Origin of the sequence: Xanthomonas hortorum (genome assembly GCF_011305375.1) — a bacterium.
Lineage (GTDB): Bacteria > Pseudomonadota > Gammaproteobacteria > Xanthomonadales > Xanthomonadaceae > Xanthomonas > Xanthomonas hortorum_E.
Genome location: NZ_VCME01000021.1, coordinates 88,561 through 107,948, shown reverse-complemented (window position 1 = coordinate 107,948; position 19,388 = coordinate 88,561). Strand labels below are relative to the sequence as shown.

The 19,388-nt window shown below is 65.4% G+C and carries 19 protein-coding genes; 7 read left to right on the top strand and 12 right to left on the bottom strand.

The features are described 5' to 3' along the window. Positions 1-594: 594 nt before the first annotated feature. From FFY45_RS17765 to FFY45_RS17750, 4 genes are all read right to left on the bottom strand, one after another. Positions 595-2,970 (bottom strand): TonB-dependent receptor, encoded by a 2,376-nt coding sequence (locus FFY45_RS17765; protein WP_176341431.1) that lies wholly within the window; start codon positions 2,968-2,970, stop codon positions 595-597. A gap of 197 nt (positions 2,971-3,167) precedes the next feature. Then, positions 3,168-4,391, bottom strand: a complete 1,224-nt coding sequence (locus tag FFY45_RS17760) for an MFS transporter (RefSeq protein WP_176341430.1) — start codon at positions 4,389-4,391, stop codon at positions 3,168-3,170. Beyond that, entirely contained in the window at positions 4,388-4,810 is a 423-nt protein-coding gene (locus FFY45_RS17755) for a MarR family winged helix-turn-helix transcriptional regulator (protein ID WP_176341429.1), read from the bottom strand. The genes FFY45_RS17760 and FFY45_RS17755 overlap by 4 nt, the downstream gene beginning before the upstream one ends. Before the next feature lie 350 nt (positions 4,811-5,160). Beyond that, positions 5,161-7,227: a TonB-dependent receptor gene (locus FFY45_RS17750; RefSeq protein ID WP_176341428.1), complete on the bottom strand. Its 2,067-nt coding sequence runs from the start codon at positions 7,225-7,227 to the stop codon at positions 5,161-5,163. A gap of 178 nt (positions 7,228-7,405) precedes the next feature. Between FFY45_RS17750 and FFY45_RS17745 the strand changes: the two genes are divergently transcribed. Both FFY45_RS17745 and FFY45_RS17740 read left to right on the top strand, forming a co-directional pair. Further along, positions 7,406-7,822 (top strand): MerC domain-containing protein, encoded by a 417-nt coding sequence (locus FFY45_RS17745; RefSeq protein WP_006450151.1) that lies wholly within the window; start codon positions 7,406-7,408, stop codon positions 7,820-7,822. A gap of 136 nt (positions 7,823-7,958) precedes the next feature. Further along, positions 7,959-8,141 (top strand): 30S ribosomal protein THX, encoded by a 183-nt coding sequence (locus FFY45_RS17740; RefSeq protein WP_006450150.1) that lies wholly within the window; start codon positions 7,959-7,961, stop codon positions 8,139-8,141. Positions 8,142-8,229: 88 nt separating this feature from the next. Here FFY45_RS17740 and FFY45_RS17735 read toward each other — a convergent pair whose 3' ends face one another. The 4 genes from FFY45_RS17735 to FFY45_RS17720 are packed head-to-tail and all read right to left on the bottom strand — an operon-like array spanning position 8,230 to position 12,957. Beyond that, the gene (locus tag FFY45_RS17735) at positions 8,230-9,573 is read right to left on the bottom strand and encodes a chloride channel protein (RefSeq protein WP_176341427.1); all 1,344 of its coding nucleotides are present in this window, start codon (positions 9,571-9,573) and stop codon (positions 8,230-8,232) included. 43 nt (positions 9,574-9,616) lie between these two features. Beyond that, positions 9,617-10,915: an alkaline phosphatase family protein gene (locus tag FFY45_RS17730; RefSeq protein WP_176341426.1), complete on the bottom strand. Its 1,299-nt coding sequence runs from the start codon at positions 10,913-10,915 to the stop codon at positions 9,617-9,619. Between the two features lie 36 nt (positions 10,916-10,951). After that, on the bottom strand, positions 10,952-11,497 hold the full coding sequence (locus tag FFY45_RS17725) for a methylated-DNA--[protein]-cysteine S-methyltransferase (RefSeq protein ID WP_176341425.1): 546 nt from the start codon (positions 11,495-11,497) through the stop codon (positions 10,952-10,954). Next, complete coding sequence (locus tag FFY45_RS17720) at positions 11,494-12,957, bottom strand: DNA-3-methyladenine glycosylase 2 family protein (RefSeq protein ID WP_176341424.1); 1,464 nt, start codon at positions 12,955-12,957, stop codon at positions 11,494-11,496. Before FFY45_RS17720 ends, FFY45_RS17725 begins: the two co-directional genes overlap by 4 nt. A gap of 147 nt (positions 12,958-13,104) precedes the next feature. Between FFY45_RS17720 and FFY45_RS17715 the strand changes: the two genes are divergently transcribed. The 5 genes from FFY45_RS17715 (at position 13,105) to ubiM (ending at position 17,086) form a co-directional block, all read left to right on the top strand. Then, positions 13,105-14,280, top strand: a complete 1,176-nt coding sequence (locus FFY45_RS17715; RefSeq protein WP_176341423.1) for a COG3904 family protein — start codon at positions 13,105-13,107, stop codon at positions 14,278-14,280. A 65-nt stretch (positions 14,281-14,345) separates the two neighbouring features. Continuing rightward, on the top strand, positions 14,346-14,594 hold the full coding sequence (locus tag FFY45_RS17710) for a hypothetical protein (protein WP_023904514.1): 249 nt from the start codon (positions 14,346-14,348) through the stop codon (positions 14,592-14,594). A 167-nt stretch (positions 14,595-14,761) separates the two neighbouring features. Continuing rightward, the gene (locus FFY45_RS17705) at positions 14,762-15,304 is read left to right on the top strand and encodes a DUF4019 domain-containing protein (RefSeq protein WP_043889315.1); all 543 of its coding nucleotides are present in this window, start codon (positions 14,762-14,764) and stop codon (positions 15,302-15,304) included. Between the two features lie 25 nt (positions 15,305-15,329). Continuing rightward, positions 15,330-15,731, top strand: a complete 402-nt coding sequence (locus FFY45_RS17700; protein ID WP_176341422.1) for an MAPEG family protein — start codon at positions 15,330-15,332, stop codon at positions 15,729-15,731. A gap of 176 nt (positions 15,732-15,907) precedes the next feature. Next, a complete protein-coding gene (gene ubiM / locus FFY45_RS17695; RefSeq protein WP_176341421.1) occupies positions 15,908-17,086 on the top strand; it encodes a 5-demethoxyubiquinol-8 5-hydroxylase UbiM in 1,179 nt (392 codons plus the stop codon). A 279-nt stretch (positions 17,087-17,365) separates the two neighbouring features. On the opposite strand, the gene FFY45_RS17690 is transcribed toward ubiM, so the two are convergent. From FFY45_RS17690 to FFY45_RS17675, 4 genes are all read right to left on the bottom strand, one after another. Next, on the bottom strand, positions 17,366-17,686 hold the full coding sequence (locus tag FFY45_RS17690) for a hypothetical protein (protein WP_176341420.1): 321 nt from the start codon (positions 17,684-17,686) through the stop codon (positions 17,366-17,368). Then, the gene (locus tag FFY45_RS17685) at positions 17,683-17,925 is read right to left on the bottom strand and encodes an RNA-binding S4 domain-containing protein (protein ID WP_023904509.1); all 243 of its coding nucleotides are present in this window, start codon (positions 17,923-17,925) and stop codon (positions 17,683-17,685) included. Before FFY45_RS17685 ends, FFY45_RS17690 begins: the two co-directional genes overlap by 4 nt. 155 nt (positions 17,926-18,080) lie before the next feature. Continuing rightward, on the bottom strand, positions 18,081-18,728 hold the full coding sequence (locus FFY45_RS17680) for a hypothetical protein (RefSeq protein ID WP_176341419.1): 648 nt from the start codon (positions 18,726-18,728) through the stop codon (positions 18,081-18,083). Positions 18,729-18,756: 28 nt separating this feature from the next. Continuing rightward, entirely contained in the window at positions 18,757-19,257 is a 501-nt protein-coding gene (locus FFY45_RS17675; protein ID WP_115040507.1) for an RNA polymerase sigma factor, read from the bottom strand. Positions 19,258-19,388: the final 131 nt, after the last annotated feature.

Below are 19,388 nucleotides of genomic sequence, written 5' to 3'. Positions count from 1 at the left end.
GGTCCATGTCCGTGTATCCCGAAAGAGCCAGTGAAACGCATCCGTCCGAAACGCTGGATGGATGCGACCAGGTCGTCCGTCGGCTCCCCTGTGCGCGTCCGCGCAGCCGACGCTGGCGATGCGCATGCACCGACAGCGATCCGATTAAAGATTGGTCAATTCTCGTTCGCAAGCCAGGCACCAGGTGAGATGCACGTGACCCGCTGCGCAGTTTATGCAAGGCATGCCGATTCACGCACGCAATGCGAAGTTTTCGGCACGAGATTGGCCGCTATATTTTGCGATCTATCCGGAATCTATTGATAGAAAGCATCACGATGCGCGAATCTGCTTCGCATTTGGATCGACGCGCTACGCCGATCGCGAAGGTAATGCGCCCTGGTCGCAGCATGCACGCATCAGATGCGTCGCTGCTGTAGTGCTTTATGAAGCGGCCACTGTTACCTGCGCCTCCATGCATGCATCTGGCACCGTTCAGCGCTGCGCACATGCACGCACCTCCAATGTGACAACGTCAGTTGCCAGCAGGACGAACGCAGGCGCTGATGCCGCGCGTGGCGAGGCGTCAGCGCCCACACTTCTCGATTGCAGCACCTACCAGCGATACGCCACCGACATCTGGTACTGCCGCCCGGCAATCGGCCGGCCCATGAACACGCCGCCGGTCGCCGCGCCCTGCACGCGCACATTGCCTTCGGTCAGGCCCAGCGTGTCGGTGATGTTGCTGCCGCTGGCAGTCACTTCCCAATGCTCGCCCACATGCAGGTTGGCGCCGATATCCACCATGTCGTAGGACGGCAGGCGCTGGCTGTTGGCCAGATCCGCAAAGCGCTCGCCCACGTAGGAATAGGTGGCAAACAGCTTGAGATCGCCGAACGGCAGCATCCAGTAATAGCTGGGCGTGATGCGGAACTGGCGCTTGGGCTGGCGCATCACCTGATTGCCCGTGAAGTTTTGATAATCCTGGTACTTGGCATCCAGCCAGACGCCGGTACTGGCCAGCTCGAAGCCGCCGAACGGGCGAATCGCCGCTTCCACTTCCATGCCGTAGGCGCGCGAATCGCCGACTGCGGTGAAGTTGGTCCCATCGGCCAGGAACGCCTGAAACGGCGAGTTCTCGAAGGTGTTGTAGAACGCGGTCAGGTACAGATCGTAGTTGCTGGCGCCGGACTTGAGACCGAGTTCGTACTGATCCACTTCCTGCACGCGATTCTGTCCATCGCGCAGATTGTCGAAGCCGGGAAACTTCACCCCGGAGTTGACGCGCGCGAACAGGCTGTTGTGCTGATCGAGCGTGAAGTTCAAGCCCGCAGTCCACGAGAACGCCTCATCGTCCTGATCGATGCGGCGCGTGCTGGCCAGTGCCAGCGAGGTGGCGTTGTCGTACAACGTGGCCGGGTTGCCATCCAGATCGACGCTGGCGGTATCGTGCACGTCGCCGGTCACGCTCTGGCGCTCGTAACGGGCACCCAGGTCCAGGCGCAAGCGCTCGTTGAGTTCCCATTCGTCGGCAACGAAGGCGGCGATGTTCTCGCCATCGTAGTTCGCGCGCAGGTTGAAGAATGCGGTGCTGGTGAAGCCCTGACGCGTGGCCTGTTGCCCATTGTCCAAGGCCAGATCGATACGCCGCGCGTTGTTCTGTGCAGTGAGCAACATGGTGTTGCCCAGATACCAGGTGTCGGCCGAGGAATACTTGGCGTAGTAGGCGCCCACGGTGAGCGTATTGCCGGCAAACAGTTCGCGACTCAGGCGCAAGTCGTTGGTAAAGGAGTTCAGGCGCTTGTCCACCGACCACCAGCCGGCTTCGAGCACCTGCTGATTCGGGTCGACCGCACCACCGCCGTTGGTGAAACTGCCGCTGCCGGTGGTGCCGTAGCTGGCGATGAAGTCGCTCAAGCGCTGCGGTGCGTCGCCGGTGAACAGCGCATAGGTCGGCGCGCTGCCGCTCATCACGTTGAAGCGATCGGCGATGGTCCAGGCGCCGGTTTCCCAGTTCAATTCGCCACCGAACACATCGATATTGACGCCACGTCCGTCGGCCAGATCGCGTCGGATGGTTTGTCCATTCGGCCCGACCAGCAGATCGACATTGCGGAAGTCGCGGCCGAGCAGGGTGCCGGTCTGCGCATTCAAGCCGGGAAAGCTGGCTAGATCGCTGCCGTTGTTGCGCGATAGCAGTGGAATGGCGGTATAGAAGGCGTTGTTGTCGTCGGTATGCCGCGCGTACAACGACACTTCGCCGCCGTCCCAGCGCTTGCTCAAGGTGGCGCTGAACTGGCCGCCCTTGTCGGCGGAAAACTGCGGGTCGCGCACGCCATCGGTCTCGCGAAAGAAACCGCCCACGCTGTAGTACCAACCGTTGCCCATCGGCCCGCTATTGAACACGTCGATGCGGCGCAGGTCGTTGTTGCCGCCGGTCAGGCGCACGCTACCCTCGGGTTCGTCCTGGCCCTTTTTCTGGATGAAATTGACTGTCAGCCCCGGCTGCCCGTTGGAGAAGATCGGGCTGGAACCACCACGCAACACTTCCATGCGCTCGACGGTATCGTCGACGCGGAACAAGGTGGAATTCTCCAGAAACGACAAGGTCGGTGGCGGAAACAACGGCGAGCCATCCAGTTGCATGGTCACGAATGGCGCGTCGCCTTCGGAGGGCATGCCGCGCACGAAGATGTTGGCACCGGTGCCGCCGCCGCTGGGCTCGGCCCACACGCCGGGCACGATCTTCAACAGGTCCGCTGTGCTCTGCGGCACAGCCTGCTGAATCTGTTCTGCGCTGGCGGTGGTGATCGAAAAGCTGGCATCGCGCTTGGCCAGGCCTTTGAAGCGTGCCGTGCCGCTGACGATCACCGCATCCAGTGTGGTGGCGTCGGTGCGCGGTTCTGCTGTCGAGGTTTGCGCATGCACAGCGGGCGTAAGCAGTGCGCCAATGGCCAGGGACAAGGCATAGCGGGGCATCGATGACGACATGAAAGCTCTCCTTAGAAGCGTCGCAACTGGCAGCGATGCGTGCAGTCGCGCGCGCTCTGCCAACAAAGTGACCGGCAGCACATCACAGCGCCGGTAGCGCAACGCGGTAACACACGTTGCGTTGCTGTTCTAACGGAGTTGCCAGCAAAAGCTGTTGTGCGCCGCGTCAACCCATGCCCACGCGCTTTGCCCGCGCCTTACGCCACCGCGCGGACCGGTGCCGCTTCCCGAATCGGTAGATTGATCAGTGCGGCGACCACTGCCAGCGCCATGTCGGCGTACCACATCCAGCTGTAATCGCCGAAGCGCTCCAGCGCCAGCCCACCCAGCCACGCGCCGAAGAAACCGCCCACCTGATGCGACAACAAGGTCAGCCCGAACAACGTTCCCAGATAGCGCGGGCCGAACAGTTTGCCGATCAATCCTGCCGTCGGTGGCACCGTGCCCAACCAGGTAAAGCCCAGTGCCGCGGCAAACAGGTAGAAGGTCAGTGGCGTTGGCGGCGCAATCAGGTACAGGCCGATCAACACCGCGCGACTGGCGTACAACGCGCACAGCAACCACTTCATGCGGATGCGTTCGCCCAGTTTGCCGGCGACCAGGCTGCCGGCCACGTTGAACAAGCCGATCAGCGCGATCGATATCGCCGACACGCTGGCGGGCAGCCCGCACAGTGCGATTTCGCCGGGCAGGTGCGTGACCAGAAACGCGATGTGTACCCCGCAGGTGAAAAAGCCCAGATGCAGGCACCAGTAACTGCGATCGCGCACTGCCAGCCGCAATTGCGCGCGCAATCCGATGTCGTCGTTTGCGGTCGCACTGCGCGCACCTGGCGGCGATGATCTGCGTCGCAGCGGCCAGGCCAGCGGCAAGGTCAGCAACGAGATCACTGCCAGCCCAGTCATCGCCCTGGCCCAGCCGGCTGCGCCGATCATCAACTGCACCAGCGGCGCAAACACGAACTGCCCGAGCGAGCCACCGGCATTGATCAGCCCGGCCGCGAACGAACGCCGCTCCGGCGCAATACGACCGGCGGTGGCACCGATCAGCACCGAAAAACTGCCTGCGCCCGCACCGGCGGCAGCCAGGATGCCAAGCGAGACGATCAGCCCCCATTCGCTGGCCATCCACGGGCTCAGCCCCAAGCCCAGCGACAACAACACGCCGCCGAACAGCAGCACCGGCAACGGGCCGCGCTCGTCGGCAATCGCACCGAACACCGGTTGCACCGCGCCCCAGACCAATTGCCCCACCGCCAGCGCGAAGCTGATCGACGCGATGCCGATCCCGGTCTGGCGATGGATCGGCTCCACGAACAAGCCGGTGGTCTGGCGCGCTCCCATCGTCAGCATCAACATCGCCGACGCGGTGAGCAGCAATCCCCACTGCGCGCTCGCACGCGCTGTCACCGGGGCGCTCATGCGGCTGTCTCCAGCAATCCATCCAGGCGTTCCAGCGTTGCATGCAACTGTGCGGTCGGTGCCGTACCGAACAGCGCCTCGAGCTGTTCCTGCGCCGCCAGCCAGTGCGGTCGTGCGCGCACCAGCAAGCCGCGGCCGCTGCGGCTCAGGACCAGCCATTTCTGCCGGGCATCCTCGCCGCGCTGGGTCTTGATCCATCCAGCCGCCAGCAGCGGTTTGAGGTTGCGGGTGAGGGTGGTGCGGTCCATGCCCAACGTGTGTGCCAGCGCGCCCAGCGATTGCGCCGCGTCCAGCCGGCGCAGGATCGAGTACTCGTTGAGGCTCAGACCCACCGGCGCCAACGCGCGGTCGTACAGTTGGGAGGTACGCCGTGCAGCACGGCGCAGCTGAAAGCAGGTACAGCCGCTGAGCTTGGACATGGGATGCCTCCACAGTGGAAGGCAGAATGCGTGTATATGCACCCATTTGCAAGTTTTAGTTGGAAGTTCAAGATGCTGTCGCTATCCATGCGAACGCTGGCCGCTGTCGATGGCTTGCGATCTCCAGCCGTGTCGCTTGGTTGTGCGTGAGAGCCCCTATGCTGCGGGCAGTGCATTCGCCTGACAGTCGAGCCTGAAGGCGGGCCGGCCTCGGCCGCTGAGCAGGTCGCACCGGCACGATGCACTTTTCGGTACGCGATGCAGTGTTGGCGCAGCGATCGGATAGGCAACGCCAAAAAAGAGGCCGCCCGAAGGCGGCCTCGCTTATGACGGCGGGAGAGAGGGTACCGTCAGAAGAACATCCGCACGCCGAACGAGGCACTGCGGCCAGGCAGCATCACATCGTCCTTGAGGAAGGAGGTGTGCACGCGTGCGTCCTGATTGGTCAGGTTGTTGCCATCCAGAAACACTTCCCACGCATTGCTGCCGCGGTCCACGTGGTAGGCCAGATGCGCATCGACGAACGTATAGCCGTCGGTCGCGGTTTCGTTCACGGCGATCTTGTCCTGCTTCATGGTGCGGGTTGCACCGAGCGAAGCGCGCCACTGGTCGGCATTCCAGCGCATCTGCGCGCCGACACGGCCCGGGGCGATACGCGGCAGGTTGCCGCCATCGTTCAGGCGCGCACGCACGGTGTCGCCGAACACGCGCAGATCCCACGCGCCGGTGTCGTTGTTGGCCAGATGGAAGGTGGCCTCGCCTTCGAAACCGTGGAAGATCGCATCGGCCTGGGTCCACTGGCGGATCGGCAGGAAGTCGTTGTCTTCCTCATTGAACCACTGGTTGCCGGTGTCGACGATGTAGACGAAGTCGTTGTAGCGGTTGTAGTACGCGGCGACCTTGGCATCCACCCATTCGTTCTGGAAGTTCAGGCCCAGCTCGGCCTGGTTGGCTTTTTCGGTCTTCAGATTCGCATCGCCGATCTCGAAGGCCAGCGTGGCGATATGCGGGCCGTTGGCGAACAGCTCTTCTTCGGCCGGCGCGCGTTCGGCGTGGTCGAGGTTGGCGGTCAAACGCCATTGTTCGTTGAAGCGGAAACCGCCGCTGAGCGAGAAACTGGTCGGGGTGAAGTCGCGGTCCACGCCGATGTCGGTCTGGTATTTGACCTTGTCCACGCGTGCGCCGAGTTCCGCGGTGACGCGATCCCAGCTATTGCGCGCAACGCCGAACACGCCGAGCGAACGGGTGTCGGTCTTGGGCACGAAGGATTCTTCGCCCACGGCCTGGAAGGTGGTGTCGCTGCCCTGCAGGCCGAACGCGGTCTGCCAGCCGCCGCTGAAGGTGAAGGAGGCTTCCACGCGGCCTTCGTTTGCCCGCTTGGTGAACACGGTGCCGACTTCTTCGCCTTCGAACTCGGTGTGCGCGTAATCGGTGTGGCCGAAGCTGTAACGCAACGCGCTGCCTTCGCCCCACGGATCGGTCAGCCCGCCCTTGAGGTCGTAGCGGTCCTGCTGCAGCTTCAACGACACGCCGCGCTCGCCGATCGACAGATCGCCCGGCTCGCCGGGATTGCCGTAGTTGTCGCGGAAGCGCGACGCCGAGAGGCCGACAAAGCCCCAATCGCCCGACAGCGACGCGCCGATCGAGCCCACCTTGGAGTCGATCCAGGAGTTGGCCTGTCGACCTTGCGGGGTGTCGTAATCGTTCTGGTTGCGGTACACGCCGTCGGCATGGATCGACAGCCCGCTGCCGTTGCCGGCATCGACGCGGAACATGTCGGTGTTGCCGTCTTTGTCGCCGCCGTCGAAGCGCACTTCGGCGCGGCCGCTGAAGCCGTCCACCGGGGTTTCGGCAATGCGTCCGTCGACCACGTTGACCACACCGCCGATCGCGCCGGAGCCGTACAGCAGGGTGGAGGGGCCCTTCAGCACTTCGATCTGGTTGGCCAGGAATGGCTCGATCGCCGGCGAGTGGTCCTGGCTGACCGTGGACACATCCTGGGTCGACAGGCCATCGCGCAGCACCGCCACGCGCGGGCCGTCCAGGCCACGGATGATCGGCCGGCCGACGCCGGGGCCGAAGTTGGAACTCTGCACGCCGGGCAGGCTGGACACGGTTTCGCCCAGGCTCTCGCTACGCACTTCGTCCAGACGCTCGCCGGCCAGCACTTCGACCGGGCGGCTCAACTCGCCGGCCGCATCGCGCAGCGGGCTGGCGGTGACGACCACCTTGTCCAGGTCCTTGATATGGCGGCCGCTGGAATGGGTGGCGTCGTGGCGCGTGTCCGAACTGGGCGGGGTCTGCGGGTCGGCCGGAGCCGGCGCGTCCTCGGCCATGGCCAGGGCAGGGGTCAGCAGGCTGGTCAGGGCCAGCGTGAGCGTGGAGCGGCGAAACGAGGAAGCGAGGCGAGGATGCATGGCGGGCCGGACTCTGTGATTGTTACTTTATATCAATGATAAGGCGCAGCTTGGCTGCTGGGCCGACGGCGAGATCTGCGGCTGCATAGTGCAGTGGCGCGGATCCGGGAGCGAGTAAGCTCTGGAACAAGCAAGATGTTATATTATTCCACGTCGCCGCGAACACCTGCTGGAAGTCATGCCTCTACCGTCCCTTCGCCATGTGCTCGACCGCTTCGGTGCGACCGGTTCGCTGCTGTGTGCCGTGCATTGCGCCGTGCTGCCCTTGGTACTGGCGCTGGCGCCGTCGTTAGGCCTGTCGTTCTGGCTGGGCGATGGTGTCGAGCTGGCGATCGTGGTGTTCGTGAGCCTGCTGGGCCTTTTTAGCCTGGTATTGGGCTATCGCCGGCACAAGGCGCTGCATGCGCTGGCGCTGCTGCTGCCGGGTTTGCTGCTGCTGTGGGCCGGCCTGCTGTACGACCCGCTGCACCACGCGGCGATCCCGCATGCGGTGGTGATGACGCTGGGCGGCGCGCTGGTCGGTATCGCCCATCTTGTCAATCTGCGTCTGAACCACGGGCATGCCCACGTTCACGACGCCAGCTGCGCACACTAGCCCAGGCTGCGCGGGCCGGGGCCGTCGTGGTAGGCTTGCCGGCCTTGCGCGAGGGCGCCGCCGGCGTAAACCTCGCCAGACCCGTGTTCAGCGCGGGGATTTTGTATTCAGTATTCACATTCAGGAGTCGACGAACATGGGTAAGGGTGACCGCAAGACCGCCAAGGGCAAGCGCTACAATTCCAGCTACGGCAATTCGCGTTCGCACGCGGTGAGCAAGGTTGTCGTGGGTGCAGCTTCCCCGGTTGCCAAGAAGGGCGTGGTCAAGGCCCCGGCCAAGAAGGCTGTAGCCAAGAAGACCGTCGCCAAGGCCGGCTGATTTCTAGCCCGCTTCGCGACACCAGAACGCGGCGCTTGCGCCGCGTTTTTTTATGTCCGAGGTCAGCGCAAACGCGCGCGCGTTGTTGCTAGCGCGTCGTTTCCGCAACTGGCGGTTGGCTGGCCGCCGCCGGCGCCAGCAACTGTTCGGCCAGTCCGCGATAGATCGGCGTCTTGCACACCAGCCCGGACACCGCACGCGCAATCAGCACGGTGGCCAGGATCGGCAGCAGCATCTGGCTGGTGTCGGTGAGTTCCAGCGAGATCACCGCCGAGGTCAGCGGCGCCTGGGTCACGCCGGTCAGATAGGCGCACATGCCCAGCAGCACGAAGGTGCGCGGGTCCACGCCCGGCATCAGCACCGACAGGTTGTGGCCGATGCCGGCGCCTACCGCCAGTGCCGGCGAGAACAATCCGCCCGGGATGCCCGCCAGGTACGAGACCAGATTGGCGAGCAGCTTCATCAGCCCGAATTCGTGGCCGACCACCGCATGCCCCTGCACCAGACTGCGCGCCTGCTCGTAGCCGGTGCCGAACGCGCCTTGCCCGAACACCAGCGCCAGGCCGACCAGGGCCACCCCGCACAGCGCGGCCAGCAGCACCGGATGGCGCTGGCGCAGCGTTGCCAGCCAGCGCGGCTTGCCACTGACGCTGGCCAGCACCAGGCGCGCAAACACCCCGCCGAGCAGACCGGCCACGCCGCCGCACAGCGCGATCGCCAACCACGCCTGGCCCAGCGGCAAGGCCACCGCCACCTTGCCGAAATAGGTGTAGTTGCCTAGCAGGCCCAGCGATACCACGCCACCGACGATCACCGCCGTGAGCAGGGTGCCGGAGAAGCGGTGCTCGAAACGCCCGCTCAATTCTTCGATCGCAAACACCACGCCGGCCAGTGGCGTGTTGAACGCCGCCGCGATACCGGCCGCGCCGCCGGCGAGCAGAAAATGCGAGAGCTCGCGCGGATCGTGAAACCCGAACCAACGCCCGAACACATGCATCAGGCTGGCGCCGACATGCACGGTGGGACCTTCGCGGCCCACCGAGGCGCCACCGAACAGCGACAAGGTGGTCAAGGCGAGCTTGCCGATCGACACGCGCAGCGACAGATTGGTTTCGCGAAACGCCGGATCGTTGTGTTCCAGCGCAGCGATGACCTGTGGGATGCCGCTACCGCGCGTGGGTCGCATCGCGCCGGAGGTGAGCCAGGCCAGCAAGGCGAAGATGCCCGGCGTCAGCAGCAGCGCCCACCAGATCGAATGCGCGGTGATGCGCTGAAACAACTGGAAGGCCGCATCGCTGGCCTTGGCGAACACAATCGCCACCAGCGCCACCGCAATGGCGCCACCCCACAGTGCAGCGCGGCGACGCCAGCCTTCGCTGGATAACAACGGCCGCAGCCGAAGCCGGCGCGGCGAGGGATCGGAAGCAGACATGCCGCTATTGTCGCATCGGCGCGCCGTGGCCGCGACGCGTCACTCAGCGTGCGTCGGCCGGCGGCACGCGCAAGGCCGGCAACAAGGTGGCGGGATCGCCATCGTTGGGCGCGGCGGGAATTCCCAACAGCCGCGTCATCAGGGAATACACATCGACATTATCGAAGCCCGGCAAGGTCTTGCCCTGCGCCAGATCCGGGCCTTGTGCCAGGAACACCGCGCGCATCGACGGCAGCGCCGGATCGAAGCCGTGCGAGCCGCGCATCTGACCGGGCACGCGCTTGGCCAGCTTGTCCGGAAACAGTGCGTCCCAGCCTTCGTGCATCTGGCACACGATCGGCGGAATGCGCGGATGCGTACCGTAGTGCCAACGTGCGGGCAGCGCTGCCTTGCGCCAGCAGTCGTACTGCGCATGCGCACCGAGCAGGGTGGCTTCGGCGCGCGCCTGCTGCCCGGGCACGGGATCGAAGCTGATCACCTGGCCCTCGGTGATTGCAGTGGCGATGGTGGGCGGCGCCAGGTCTTCCACGCTGAGCGCATGCCCCGGGGGCACCTCGGCCATGCCGTGGTCGGAGACCACGATGATGTTGGTACGGCTGCGCGTGCCGTCGCGCTGCATGCCGGCCAGCAGGCGGCCGATCGCGCCATCCACCGCGCGCACGCTGTCGGCGTACTCGCGCGACTCCGGGCCATGGTCATGACCGGCTTCGTCCACGTGTTCGAAATACAGCGTGACCAGGCGGTTGGTGGCAGCGCCTGATTCGTCCAGCCAGCCCAGCACCTCGTCCACGCGCGCGTCCAGACCGGTGCCTTCTTCGTAGTGGCGCCAGCGCGTGGGGCGCACACCTGCGATCGCCGCCTCGCTGCCGGGCCACGACCAGGTCGCTGCATGTAGGCCGTTGTTTTCGGCACCCACCCAGATCGGCTCACCGCCCCACCAGCGTGCATCGCCCACGGCCTCGGGCTTGCTCAGCCAGAAGCTGCCGAGCACCGGGTCGCGCATGCTGTTGTGCACGATGCCGTGGTGGTCCGGGCGCAGGCCGGTGACCAGCGTGTAGTGATTGGGAAAGGTCAGCGATGGATACGACGGCGTCATCCAGCGCGCACGCACGCCGTCGTGCGCGAGCTGCGACAGGTTGGGCGTGATGCCGCGATCGAGCATATCGGCGCGCAGGCCGTCGATGGAAATCAGCAGCAAGGGATGCGGCGTGTCGCTGGATGGCGCTTCTGCCGATGCCGGTTCGCTGGAGACGGCCGGTGGCGCGCTGCGCGGCAGAGTGCTGGTACAGGCCGCGAGCAGCGCAAACGCGGTGGCGGCGAACACAAAACGTCGATCGATCATCGCGCCAGTTTACGGCGTGGCAATGACTTCGCGAAGTCAGCGCACCTTGGTTGCAGAGAGTTCGGCGAACAGATCGTCGGCAGGTGCGCGCTGGCGCGGCGACCACCCTTCCAGCTGCAACAACGCCTGCTTGGTCGGCAGGCCGCCGCCGAAGCCGGTCAATGCACCATTGGCACCGATCACGCGATGGCAGGGCAACACGATCGGCAGCGGATTGCGGCCATTGGCGGCACCGACTGCGCGGCTCGCGGCCGGCCGTCCCACCGCATGTGCAAGTTGCGCATAGCTCCAGGTCTGCCCGAACGGAATCTGCGCCAGCGTGTGCCAGACCTGCAGCTGAAATGGCGTGCCGGTCGGTATCAACGGCAGATCGAAACTGCGCCGCCCGCCGTACAGATAGTCGAGCAATTGCTCGCGTGCCTCGCGCACCAATGGTGCATCGGGATCGTGCAACCAGCGCGCGCGGCCGAGCGCGTCGTAGCGATTCTGCGCGAACAGGATGTGGTGCACGCCGGCATGATCGGCAGCCACGCTGAGTGCGCCGATCGGCGAGGGGAAGGTGTCGTAATACAACGTGCTCATGAACGGGTGTCCTTGCGATCGACGGCGAGATGCCACAGGTGCAATACGGCGTAGGCGCGCCACGGCCGCCATGCCTGCGAGCGCGTTTCGGTGGCGCGTTCGGTCAGACGCTCAGGCGTGCCGAGCACCTGCTGCAGAATCAGGTCGCCGGCCGGAAACGCATCCGGATGCGATAGCGCACGCATGGCGACGTACTGCGCGGTCCACGGCCCGATGCCGGGCAACGCCGTGCAGGCGGCGACGAACTCGGGCAGGCGCTGGCCGGCGCCGAAATGCAGCCGGCCTTGTGCGCATGCCGATGCCAATGCACGCAGTGTGGCGGCACGTGCACGTGGCAGGCCGAGTTGCTCCAGCGGCGCCTCGGCCAGCTGTTCCGGCGTGGGAAAGATGCGATCCAGGCCCGGCGGCATGTCGACATGATGGCCGCCATGGCGCTCGACCAGCCGCGCCGCCAGCGTCGCCGCACCGGCCACGCTGATCTGCTGGCCCAGTACCGCGCGCACTGCCACTTCAAAGCCATCCCAGCCGCCTGGAACACGCAGGCCGGGGCGGCGCGCGATCGCCTCGGCCAGCAACGGCTCGGACGCCAGCGTGGCGTGCACCGCCTGTAGATCCGCATCCAGATCGAACAACCGGCGCACGCGTCGCACGATCTGCGGAATCTGGCGCGGGTCGGTCGCACCGATGCGCAACAACAACTCCGCACGCTGCGGCGCCGCGCTGACGTCGATCAGCGTCGCGTTGCCCGGCGTGCCGATCACGCGTCGGTAGCCGCTGGCGTCGACCTGCTCGATGCCGGGAATCGCACGCCGCTGCAGAAACGCCAGCATCGCCGGTAGATCCAGCGGCGGCCGATAGCCGAGTCGCAAGGTCAGTTCGCCACCCGGCACCTCGGCACGCTGCTTGCGCAACGCCGATGGCGGCATGCCGCAGCCATCCAGAAACGCCGCGTTGAAGCGCCGCAGGCTGTTGAAGCCGGCCGCCAGTGCGACTTCGGTGACCGGCAATGCGGTTTCGGTCAGCAGTTGCTTGGCCAGCAGCAGCCGGCGCGTGCCATGCACCTGGATCGGCGTGGCGCCGAGCTGCTGCACGAACTGCCGCTGCAACTGGCGCGCACTCAAACCGACCGCATCGGCCAGCGTCTGTACCGGCTGCTCCTGCAGGGCGCCTTCGACAATCATCGCCAACGCACGCTGCACGCTTTCTTCGCCCAGATGCTGCTGCGCCTGCGGCGACAGTTCCGGCCGGCAGCGCAGGCATGGCCGGTAGCCGGCCGCACTGGCCGCTGCCGCAGTTGCGTAGTAACTGATATTGCCCGGCTTGGGCGGCGGTGCCGGACACACCGGGCGGCAGTAGATACCGGTGCTGCGCACGGCGGTGAAGAACAACCCATCGAAGCGTGCATCGCGCGCCAAGCGGGCGCGGTCGCATTGAATTCGGTCGGGCGTGGCGGTCTGCATGGCGCTAGTCTATGCGCTCGTCCCGACCCAGGCTGGCCGTTTTCGGACAGCACTGCGCAGGGCATGCGTGTTCATGGCAGGGTCAAACGGTTGGCCCATTCAGCCATAGACTGAGGGTGATCCCGGTCGCGGTCTGTGTCCTACCTCATGCTGAAACTGCTCTGTCTCTCTTTTTGCTGCGTGCTGGCGCTGTCTGGTTGCGATCGCACCGGCACGTCGGCCGATGCCGCGGGTGCGCAGCAGAACGGCGCGGGGCAGGCCGGCGATGGCGACCATATGGTCTCGGTGGATACGCCCGAACCGGTGGCGCCGCCGCCGCGCCCGCGCGCGCAAACGGGCGAAGCGGGGTGGCCGCAGGCGGAACTGGAAGCCGGCAAGGCCTGGATCAGCTGCGCCACCGATTACAGCAGCGAAGCCGGCGATGGCACGCTGCTGCCGGCGCTGGATCGCGCCAGTGTGGAAGCGGCGCTGGCGCCGTGTCGCGACACCGGGCTGCTGCGGGTGCGTTACGCCGGCAAGATCAACGCCGGCTTCGCTGCGCTGGTGTGGCGGCTGGCAGCAGTGGCCGAGCAACTGCAGCTGCCGCATCGCATCCTGGATCTGGATTCCAGCGGCGGGCAGGTGGAAGCGGCGATCCGCGCCGGCGATACGATCGGCGAATCCAACTGGACCATCTGGGTGCGCGAAGGCTCGATCTGCCACAGCGCCTGCGTGTTCGTGCTGGCTGCCGGCGACAACCGGTTGGTGGCCGGCAAGATCGGCATCCATCGCATGATGCGGATCAGTTCCAAGGCCACCTCGCGCGCGGAACTCAATCGCGAATTGCGCGAGGTCTACGGCAACGTCAAGGATTATCTGGAGCGCAACGGCGTGGCGGTGGCAGTGGCCGATCTGATGATGACCGTGCCCAACCGCAGCCTGCGGCTGCTGACGATGGACGAGCTGCGCGAGTACGGGCTGGATGGCACCAACGCGGTGCAGGACGATCTGGAGCGCATCCGCCAGATGCGCAAGTGCGGCGATGCCTTCGTGCGCCGCAAGGATGCGTTTCTGGTCGCCTTCGATCAGAAGTGCAAGGGCGAGGGCGCCGATCTGGAGGCGGTCAACGCCTGCGGCCTGGCCTTGAAGCAACGCTTCGGTTTCCCAGATGCGGCCTGCCCGGAAGAAAGCCCGCTGGCCGAAACCGACGCGGCCGCCTTGCCTGCGACTTCCGACCCGGCGGACGCAGCTGCAGCCGGCCCAGAAGTGACCACGCCGGTAGCGGCCCCGGCAGCCGACTCGGCCTCCGAGCCTGCGCCCGCCCCTGTTCATCGCGAAGGTTGAGTTTCACGCCTACCGCACCGGCCGCTGCCTATCGTCGCGGAACACAACGGAGCCGGGGGGGCAACATGATCGGAAAAACGAAAGGGGTGATGCTGGCGTATCTGCCATCGGCCCTGCTGGTGCTGGGCGGGTTCGGGATTGCCGAGCTCCTGCAGATGATCGCCGCAGCCAAACAAGTGCAATGGCCGGCTACGCTGGCGGTCTGGCTGAGTCTGGTCGCGTTGATTGCAGCCACTGCGCGTGCGCTGTGGATCAGCTGGCGGCTATGGCGGCCGCGCAGCGTTGCGACGGTCCCGCCGAGCGGAGACGCCTGACGCTGCCGGTCATGCAGTGAAACTTGTTGCCAACACGCCTGATGTCGATGCGCCATGGCGCTGCTCGCTCAATGTCATAGACGCAACACACACTAGACTGCCGTTCCGGGCGCGCCCAGCGTGCGACGGTTCTCTCTCCATCGATACGCACAAAGGTCATCTACTCAATGTTCCGTCCCCGTTTGCTTGCCGTGTTGGTGTTGGCTCCGTCGCTTGCCTTCGCACAACAACCTCAGACCGGCGCTCGCCCGGCCGCCGCACCGGTTGCTGGCGGAACAACCGCCGCCGGAACAACCGCAGGCACGCCTGCAGCCACTACCGCGCAGCAAGCGCAGCTGGTCAAGCAGAACACCGAGATGACCCAGGCCGCATTGCGTGTGGCGCAGATGGTCGATACCAATCAGGTCGCACCGCTATGGGATGGCGCCTCCACGGTGGCCAAGACGGCGGTCAAGCGCGATGTGTTCGTCAGCCAGATCGGCGCCGAGCGCGCGCGCCTGGGCGCAGTGGTCGGCCGCGGGCAGGGCTCGGTGACACGGGTCAAGTACGGCCCCGGCGCGCAGGTGCCGGAAGGGCTGTACATCAATGTCAGCTTCCCGACCCGGTTTGCCAAGGCCCAGCAACCGGTGCGCGAGCTAGTGTCGTTCCGGCTGGACGAGGACAAGACCTGGCGGCTTGCCGGCTACAGCCTGCGCGCGTCGATCAAGTGATGCCTCGGCCAACCGGAGACTCGAAGTGGAACTGACGATCGAACTAAAGATGCTGGGCTGGGCGATGGTGCTCGGCCTGGCGCAATTGCTGGCCGCCTCGGCCAGCATGACCGCCCAGCGCGGCAGCAAGTGGAACGCCAGCGCGCGCGATGGCGAGACCAAGCCGTTGACCGGTGTTGCGGCGCGGCTGGACCGCGCCTTCCGCAACTATCAGGAAACCTTCCCGATCTTCGCTGCTGCGGTGCTTGCGGTGAGCATTGCCGGACGCACCAACGCAGAGACCGCGCTCGCTGTGCAGCTGTATCTGTGGGCGCGCGTGGCCTATGTGCCGGTTTATGCAGCAGGCATCCCTTATCTGCGTAGTGCGATCTGGGTAGTGTCGTTCTGGGGCATCGTCAAGCTGGTGCGGGCGCTGTTGGGCTGGTAATGCGCTTTGGTCTGCGTTCGCGCAGACGGCTGACGCGTGGCTGACAGAACGTTGCGAGCAGTCGCCTCGCCGCGAGATAGGCCTGGCTGATTGTTCGTGTGCTGCTTGATTCTGATCAAGGCCAGCCGACACCACTGCCGTTAAACTTAAGCGCATCGGTGGTGGCGGAGCGCAGCATGCAATCAGTGGATATCGCGGTGATTGGTGCAGGGCCGGTCGGACTGAGTTTTGCGCGGTCGTTGGCCGGCAGTGGCCTGTCGGTGGTGTTGGTCGATCAGCAAACCCGCGCGCAACTCGCCGATCCTGCCTTCGACGGACGCGAGATCGCGTTGACCCACGCCTCGCGTGCGCTGCTGGAAAAACAGGGGATCTGGCAGCAGTTTTCCGCAGATGCAATCTCCCCGCTGCGCGATGCACGCGTCATGGATGGGCATTCGCAGTTCGCATTGACCTTTGCGGCCTCCGCACGCAGCGCTGGCGATCTGGGTTGGCTGGTGCCGAATCATCTGATCCGTCGCGCCGCCTGGCAGGCCGTGCAGGCACAACCTGCGCTGCAGATCCGTTGCGATTGCACGCTGCAGGCCGTGCAGCAGTGTGGCGACCGCGTGGTGCTGCAGTTATCCGATGGGGAAACGCTGTCGGCGCGCCTGTTGGTGGCGGCCGACAGTCGATTTTCCAGCACCCGGCGCCTGCTTGGTATCGGCGCGCAGCTGCGTGATTTCGGCAAGAGCATGCTGGTGTGCCGCATGCGTCATGCGCTGCCGCACCGGCACGCGGCATGGGAGTGGTTCGGCTATGGCAAGACGTTGGCGCTGTTGCCGCTGCAGGGCAATCGCGCCGGCGCAGTGCTGACACTGCCGCCGCGCCAGATAGAGGCCTTGCTGGCGATGAATGAGGCGGACTTCAGCGCCGCGGTGACCGAGGCATTCGAACATCGGCTCGGCCCGATGCAGCAGGACGGCAGCCGGCATGCGTATCCGTTGGTGGCGGCGTACGCGCAGCGTTTTGTGGCTGAGCGTGCCGCACTGATCGGCGATGCGGCAGTGGGCATGCACCCGGTCACTGCGCACGGTTTCAATTTCGGCTTGCAGAGCCAGGCACGCCTGGCCGAGCGCGTGCGTGCCGCCGCAGGTGCCGGGCGCGATATCGGCGCTGCGTCGCTGTTGCACGGCTACGAACGCGCGCATCGGCTGGCAACGCGACCGCTGTACGAAGCGACCAATGTGCTGGCCGCGCTCTACACCGACGATCGCGCGCCGGCACGCTTGTTGCGACACGGCGCACTGCGTGCGGCGCATGCGGTGGCTCCGTTCAAACAGGCGATTGCGGCGCATTTGACGCAGCGGAGCGTTTGATGCGTTGAAGTGATCGCGGTGGAAGCAGAACCTGCCGCGCCACGTTGGTGCATCGCTGGGCGAGGTTGTTTTGCGATGGCTCTCAATGCGTGATCGGACAGTGGTGTCAGGCGATCATCAGGCTGTCGCTATGTAGGCGTCACGCATTACGCAAGGGGGGCACCGCGCTGCGAGATTGCGTTGCAAGGGTTCGCAATTCGTGAGCGGACACCATGATCGGCCGATCATTCGGGGTTGCCCGTGATGCACTCATGCTCACTGCCGCCAAACAGACTGCAATCAGGCAGCTGCGCCCACCCGCGCAAGAATCGCATCGATCGCGGTCTGCGCATCGCCGCTGCGCAGGGCTTCTTCCAGCAGCGGAATCACCCAGACGCAGCCGGCTTTGGTCACATCTGCGCGCCAGCCGCCAGGCCAGCCTTCCAGCTCGTGCAAGGCCAGCATGCTGCAACCGCCACGCTCGGCGTGGCCACCACGAATCGACTGCTCGAACCAGAACGGCGTCGCCGAATCGGCATCGATCGAAAAAATATAGACATCGTGGTCCGGATCTTCTGCCGAGGGCGCGATATTGCGCCAGCTGACCTGCACCACCTTCATTCTGCCGGCTCCGCATCGGGGCCCAGCGCCAGCACGCGGATTTCCACATCGTCCAATTGCACCAGCTGGCCGGGGCGGATCTTGGCGGTCTTGCGCAGTTCCTGCACGCCATCGACGCTGACCGCACCACTGGCGACGATCGCCTTGCCCTGGCCACCGCTGTCGGCAATGCCGGCCAGCTTGAGTAGCTGGTTGAGTTCGATGTACTCGCCGTCCAGGTCGAATTCCAGGAATTGCATGGTGCGCTCGCTAACAGGAAGACGGCGATTATCCGCCTGTCGCAGGCGACAACACCACTGCGCCAAGGTGAAGGGCGGCAGCTGGATCGATACGCCACCACGCAAGCGCTTTGGCAGCATCCAACACGCTGTGGTTCGCGTGTGGCGCCGGTGGGTTATTCGCGTCGAAAGTGGGCGATCTCGTCCAGCATGCTTTCGGCGCGGATGACGCCTGGGCCGGCATGCGCGTTGTCGATACGTTCCAGCCAGGGATGCTGGGTGCGTTGCAGTCGCCGGTAGCCGAGCCAGGTGCCGATGGCGCCGAGCACGCCCACCAGCGCATTGATCAGCAGCCAGCTGTGCGGCAGCGTCATGCCGGTGAGCGTGCGCCAGAGGCCATCGGCCACTGCGACCCAGAGTACCCAGAACGCGATGCCCAGCCACGGCGCCACCCGCGTGCGCCAGCGCCGCAGTTGCGCGAGCGTCTGCTGTGTCTGCAGCAGCGGTCCGGCGAAATCCAGCTGCGACACCAATTGCAGTTGGCGTAGCGCGGAGATTGCCAGCGCCACACTCCACGCCTGCAGCAGCACGCCGCCGATGATCGCCGCAGCCTGGTCCGCGTGGGCAAGCCAACTGCGTGCGATCACGATGTTCAGCGCGACGGCGCACAGCAACTGCGCGATCTGGCTCGCCCATAGCGGTCGCAGGCTGGCGCGCGCTGCGTGGCCGCGCACCTCGCCGATCAGTTGGCCGGTAAGTGCGGTTTGCTGATCCAGGCGGTGGTGCACTGCGTGCCAGGCGCGTTGCATGTCGTCGAGTTCCATGTGCTGCTCCTCTTGTGGGTCGGGTGGGTCAGAGTTCGGCGCGGATGCGCGCTTTCAGACGGCTGAGTTTCGTGGCGACGTTGGTCTCGCTGATGCCGAGCACCTCGCCGATCTCGCGGTAGCTGTGGTCGTCCAGGTACAGCAGCACCAGTGCGCGCTCCAGCCGCGGCAGTTGCGCGATGAAGCGGTAGAGCGCGGCGATCTGCTGCTCGTGCGCCGGGTCGCGCGCCAGTGGATCGGCGATGCTGTCGGCCACCGCCTCCAGCGGCACCGGGTCGTGCGCAGCCCGGCTGCGGCCGCGCAGATCGCTGATCGCCACGTTCAATGCGATGCGGTACATCCAGGTGGAAAAACGCCGGTTTGGGTCGTAGCCAGGAAACGCGCGCCATAACTGCACGGTGATGTCTTGCGCCAGCTCGGCGCGGTCGTCCGGGTTCCAGCAATAGCTGGCCGCGACCTTCACGACGATGCCGCGGTGATGCTGCAGCAAGGCGTTGAAGCGGGTGTGCAGGTCTGTTTCCAGGGACATGGCTCCGGCCGCGCAAGTAGATAAGAAGGTTCGAAGAGATGATTCGCCAGGCAGGGCAAATCCTCACAACCTGAACGGACTGTTATGAAAATTTCGACAGCAGGGGGCCTGAAGGCGCACACTATGCTGCT

Excerpts from the sequence above, each read along its gene's own strand:
- FFY45_RS17745 (WP_006450151.1), top strand. The coding sequence starts at position 7,406 with ATGCCTCTACCGTCCCTTCGCCATGTGCTCGACCGCTTCGGTGCGACC.
- FFY45_RS17715 (WP_176341423.1), top strand. The coding sequence starts at position 13,105 with ATGCTGAAACTGCTCTGTCTCTCTTTTTGCTGCGTGCTGGCGCTGTCT.
- FFY45_RS17740 (WP_006450150.1), top strand. The coding sequence starts at position 7,959 with ATGGGTAAGGGTGACCGCAAGACCGCCAAGGGCAAGCGCTACAATTCC.
- ubiM (WP_176341421.1), top strand. The coding sequence starts at position 15,908 with ATGCAATCAGTGGATATCGCGGTGATTGGTGCAGGGCCGGTCGGACTG.
- FFY45_RS17690 (WP_176341420.1), bottom strand. The coding sequence starts at position 17,686 with ATGAAGGTGGTGCAGGTCAGCTGGCGCAATATCGCGCCCTCGGCAGAA.
- FFY45_RS17735 (WP_176341427.1), bottom strand. The coding sequence starts at position 9,573 with ATGTCTGCTTCCGATCCCTCGCCGCGCCGGCTTCGGCTGCGGCCGTTG.
- FFY45_RS17705 (WP_043889315.1), top strand. The coding sequence starts at position 14,762 with ATGTTCCGTCCCCGTTTGCTTGCCGTGTTGGTGTTGGCTCCGTCGCTT.
- FFY45_RS17725 (WP_176341425.1), bottom strand. The coding sequence starts at position 11,497 with ATGAGCACGTTGTATTACGACACCTTCCCCTCGCCGATCGGCGCACTC.
- FFY45_RS17720 (WP_176341424.1), bottom strand. The coding sequence starts at position 12,957 with ATGCAGACCGCCACGCCCGACCGAATTCAATGCGACCGCGCCCGCTTG.
- FFY45_RS17730 (WP_176341426.1), bottom strand. The coding sequence starts at position 10,915 with ATGATCGATCGACGTTTTGTGTTCGCCGCCACCGCGTTTGCGCTGCTC.
- FFY45_RS17760 (WP_176341430.1), bottom strand. The coding sequence starts at position 4,391 with ATGAGCGCCCCGGTGACAGCGCGTGCGAGCGCGCAGTGGGGATTGCTG.
- FFY45_RS17680 (WP_176341419.1), bottom strand. The coding sequence starts at position 18,728 with ATGGAACTCGACGACATGCAACGCGCCTGGCACGCAGTGCACCACCGC.
- FFY45_RS17765 (WP_176341431.1), bottom strand. The coding sequence starts at position 2,970 with ATGTCGTCATCGATGCCCCGCTATGCCTTGTCCCTGGCCATTGGCGCA.
- FFY45_RS17755 (WP_176341429.1), bottom strand. The coding sequence starts at position 4,810 with ATGTCCAAGCTCAGCGGCTGTACCTGCTTTCAGCTGCGCCGTGCTGCA.
- FFY45_RS17675 (WP_115040507.1), bottom strand. The coding sequence starts at position 19,257 with ATGTCCCTGGAAACAGACCTGCACACCCGCTTCAACGCCTTGCTGCAG.
- FFY45_RS17710 (WP_023904514.1), top strand. The coding sequence starts at position 14,346 with ATGATCGGAAAAACGAAAGGGGTGATGCTGGCGTATCTGCCATCGGCC.
- FFY45_RS17685 (WP_023904509.1), bottom strand. The coding sequence starts at position 17,925 with ATGCAATTCCTGGAATTCGACCTGGACGGCGAGTACATCGAACTCAAC.
- FFY45_RS17750 (WP_176341428.1), bottom strand. The coding sequence starts at position 7,227 with ATGCATCCTCGCCTCGCTTCCTCGTTTCGCCGCTCCACGCTCACGCTG.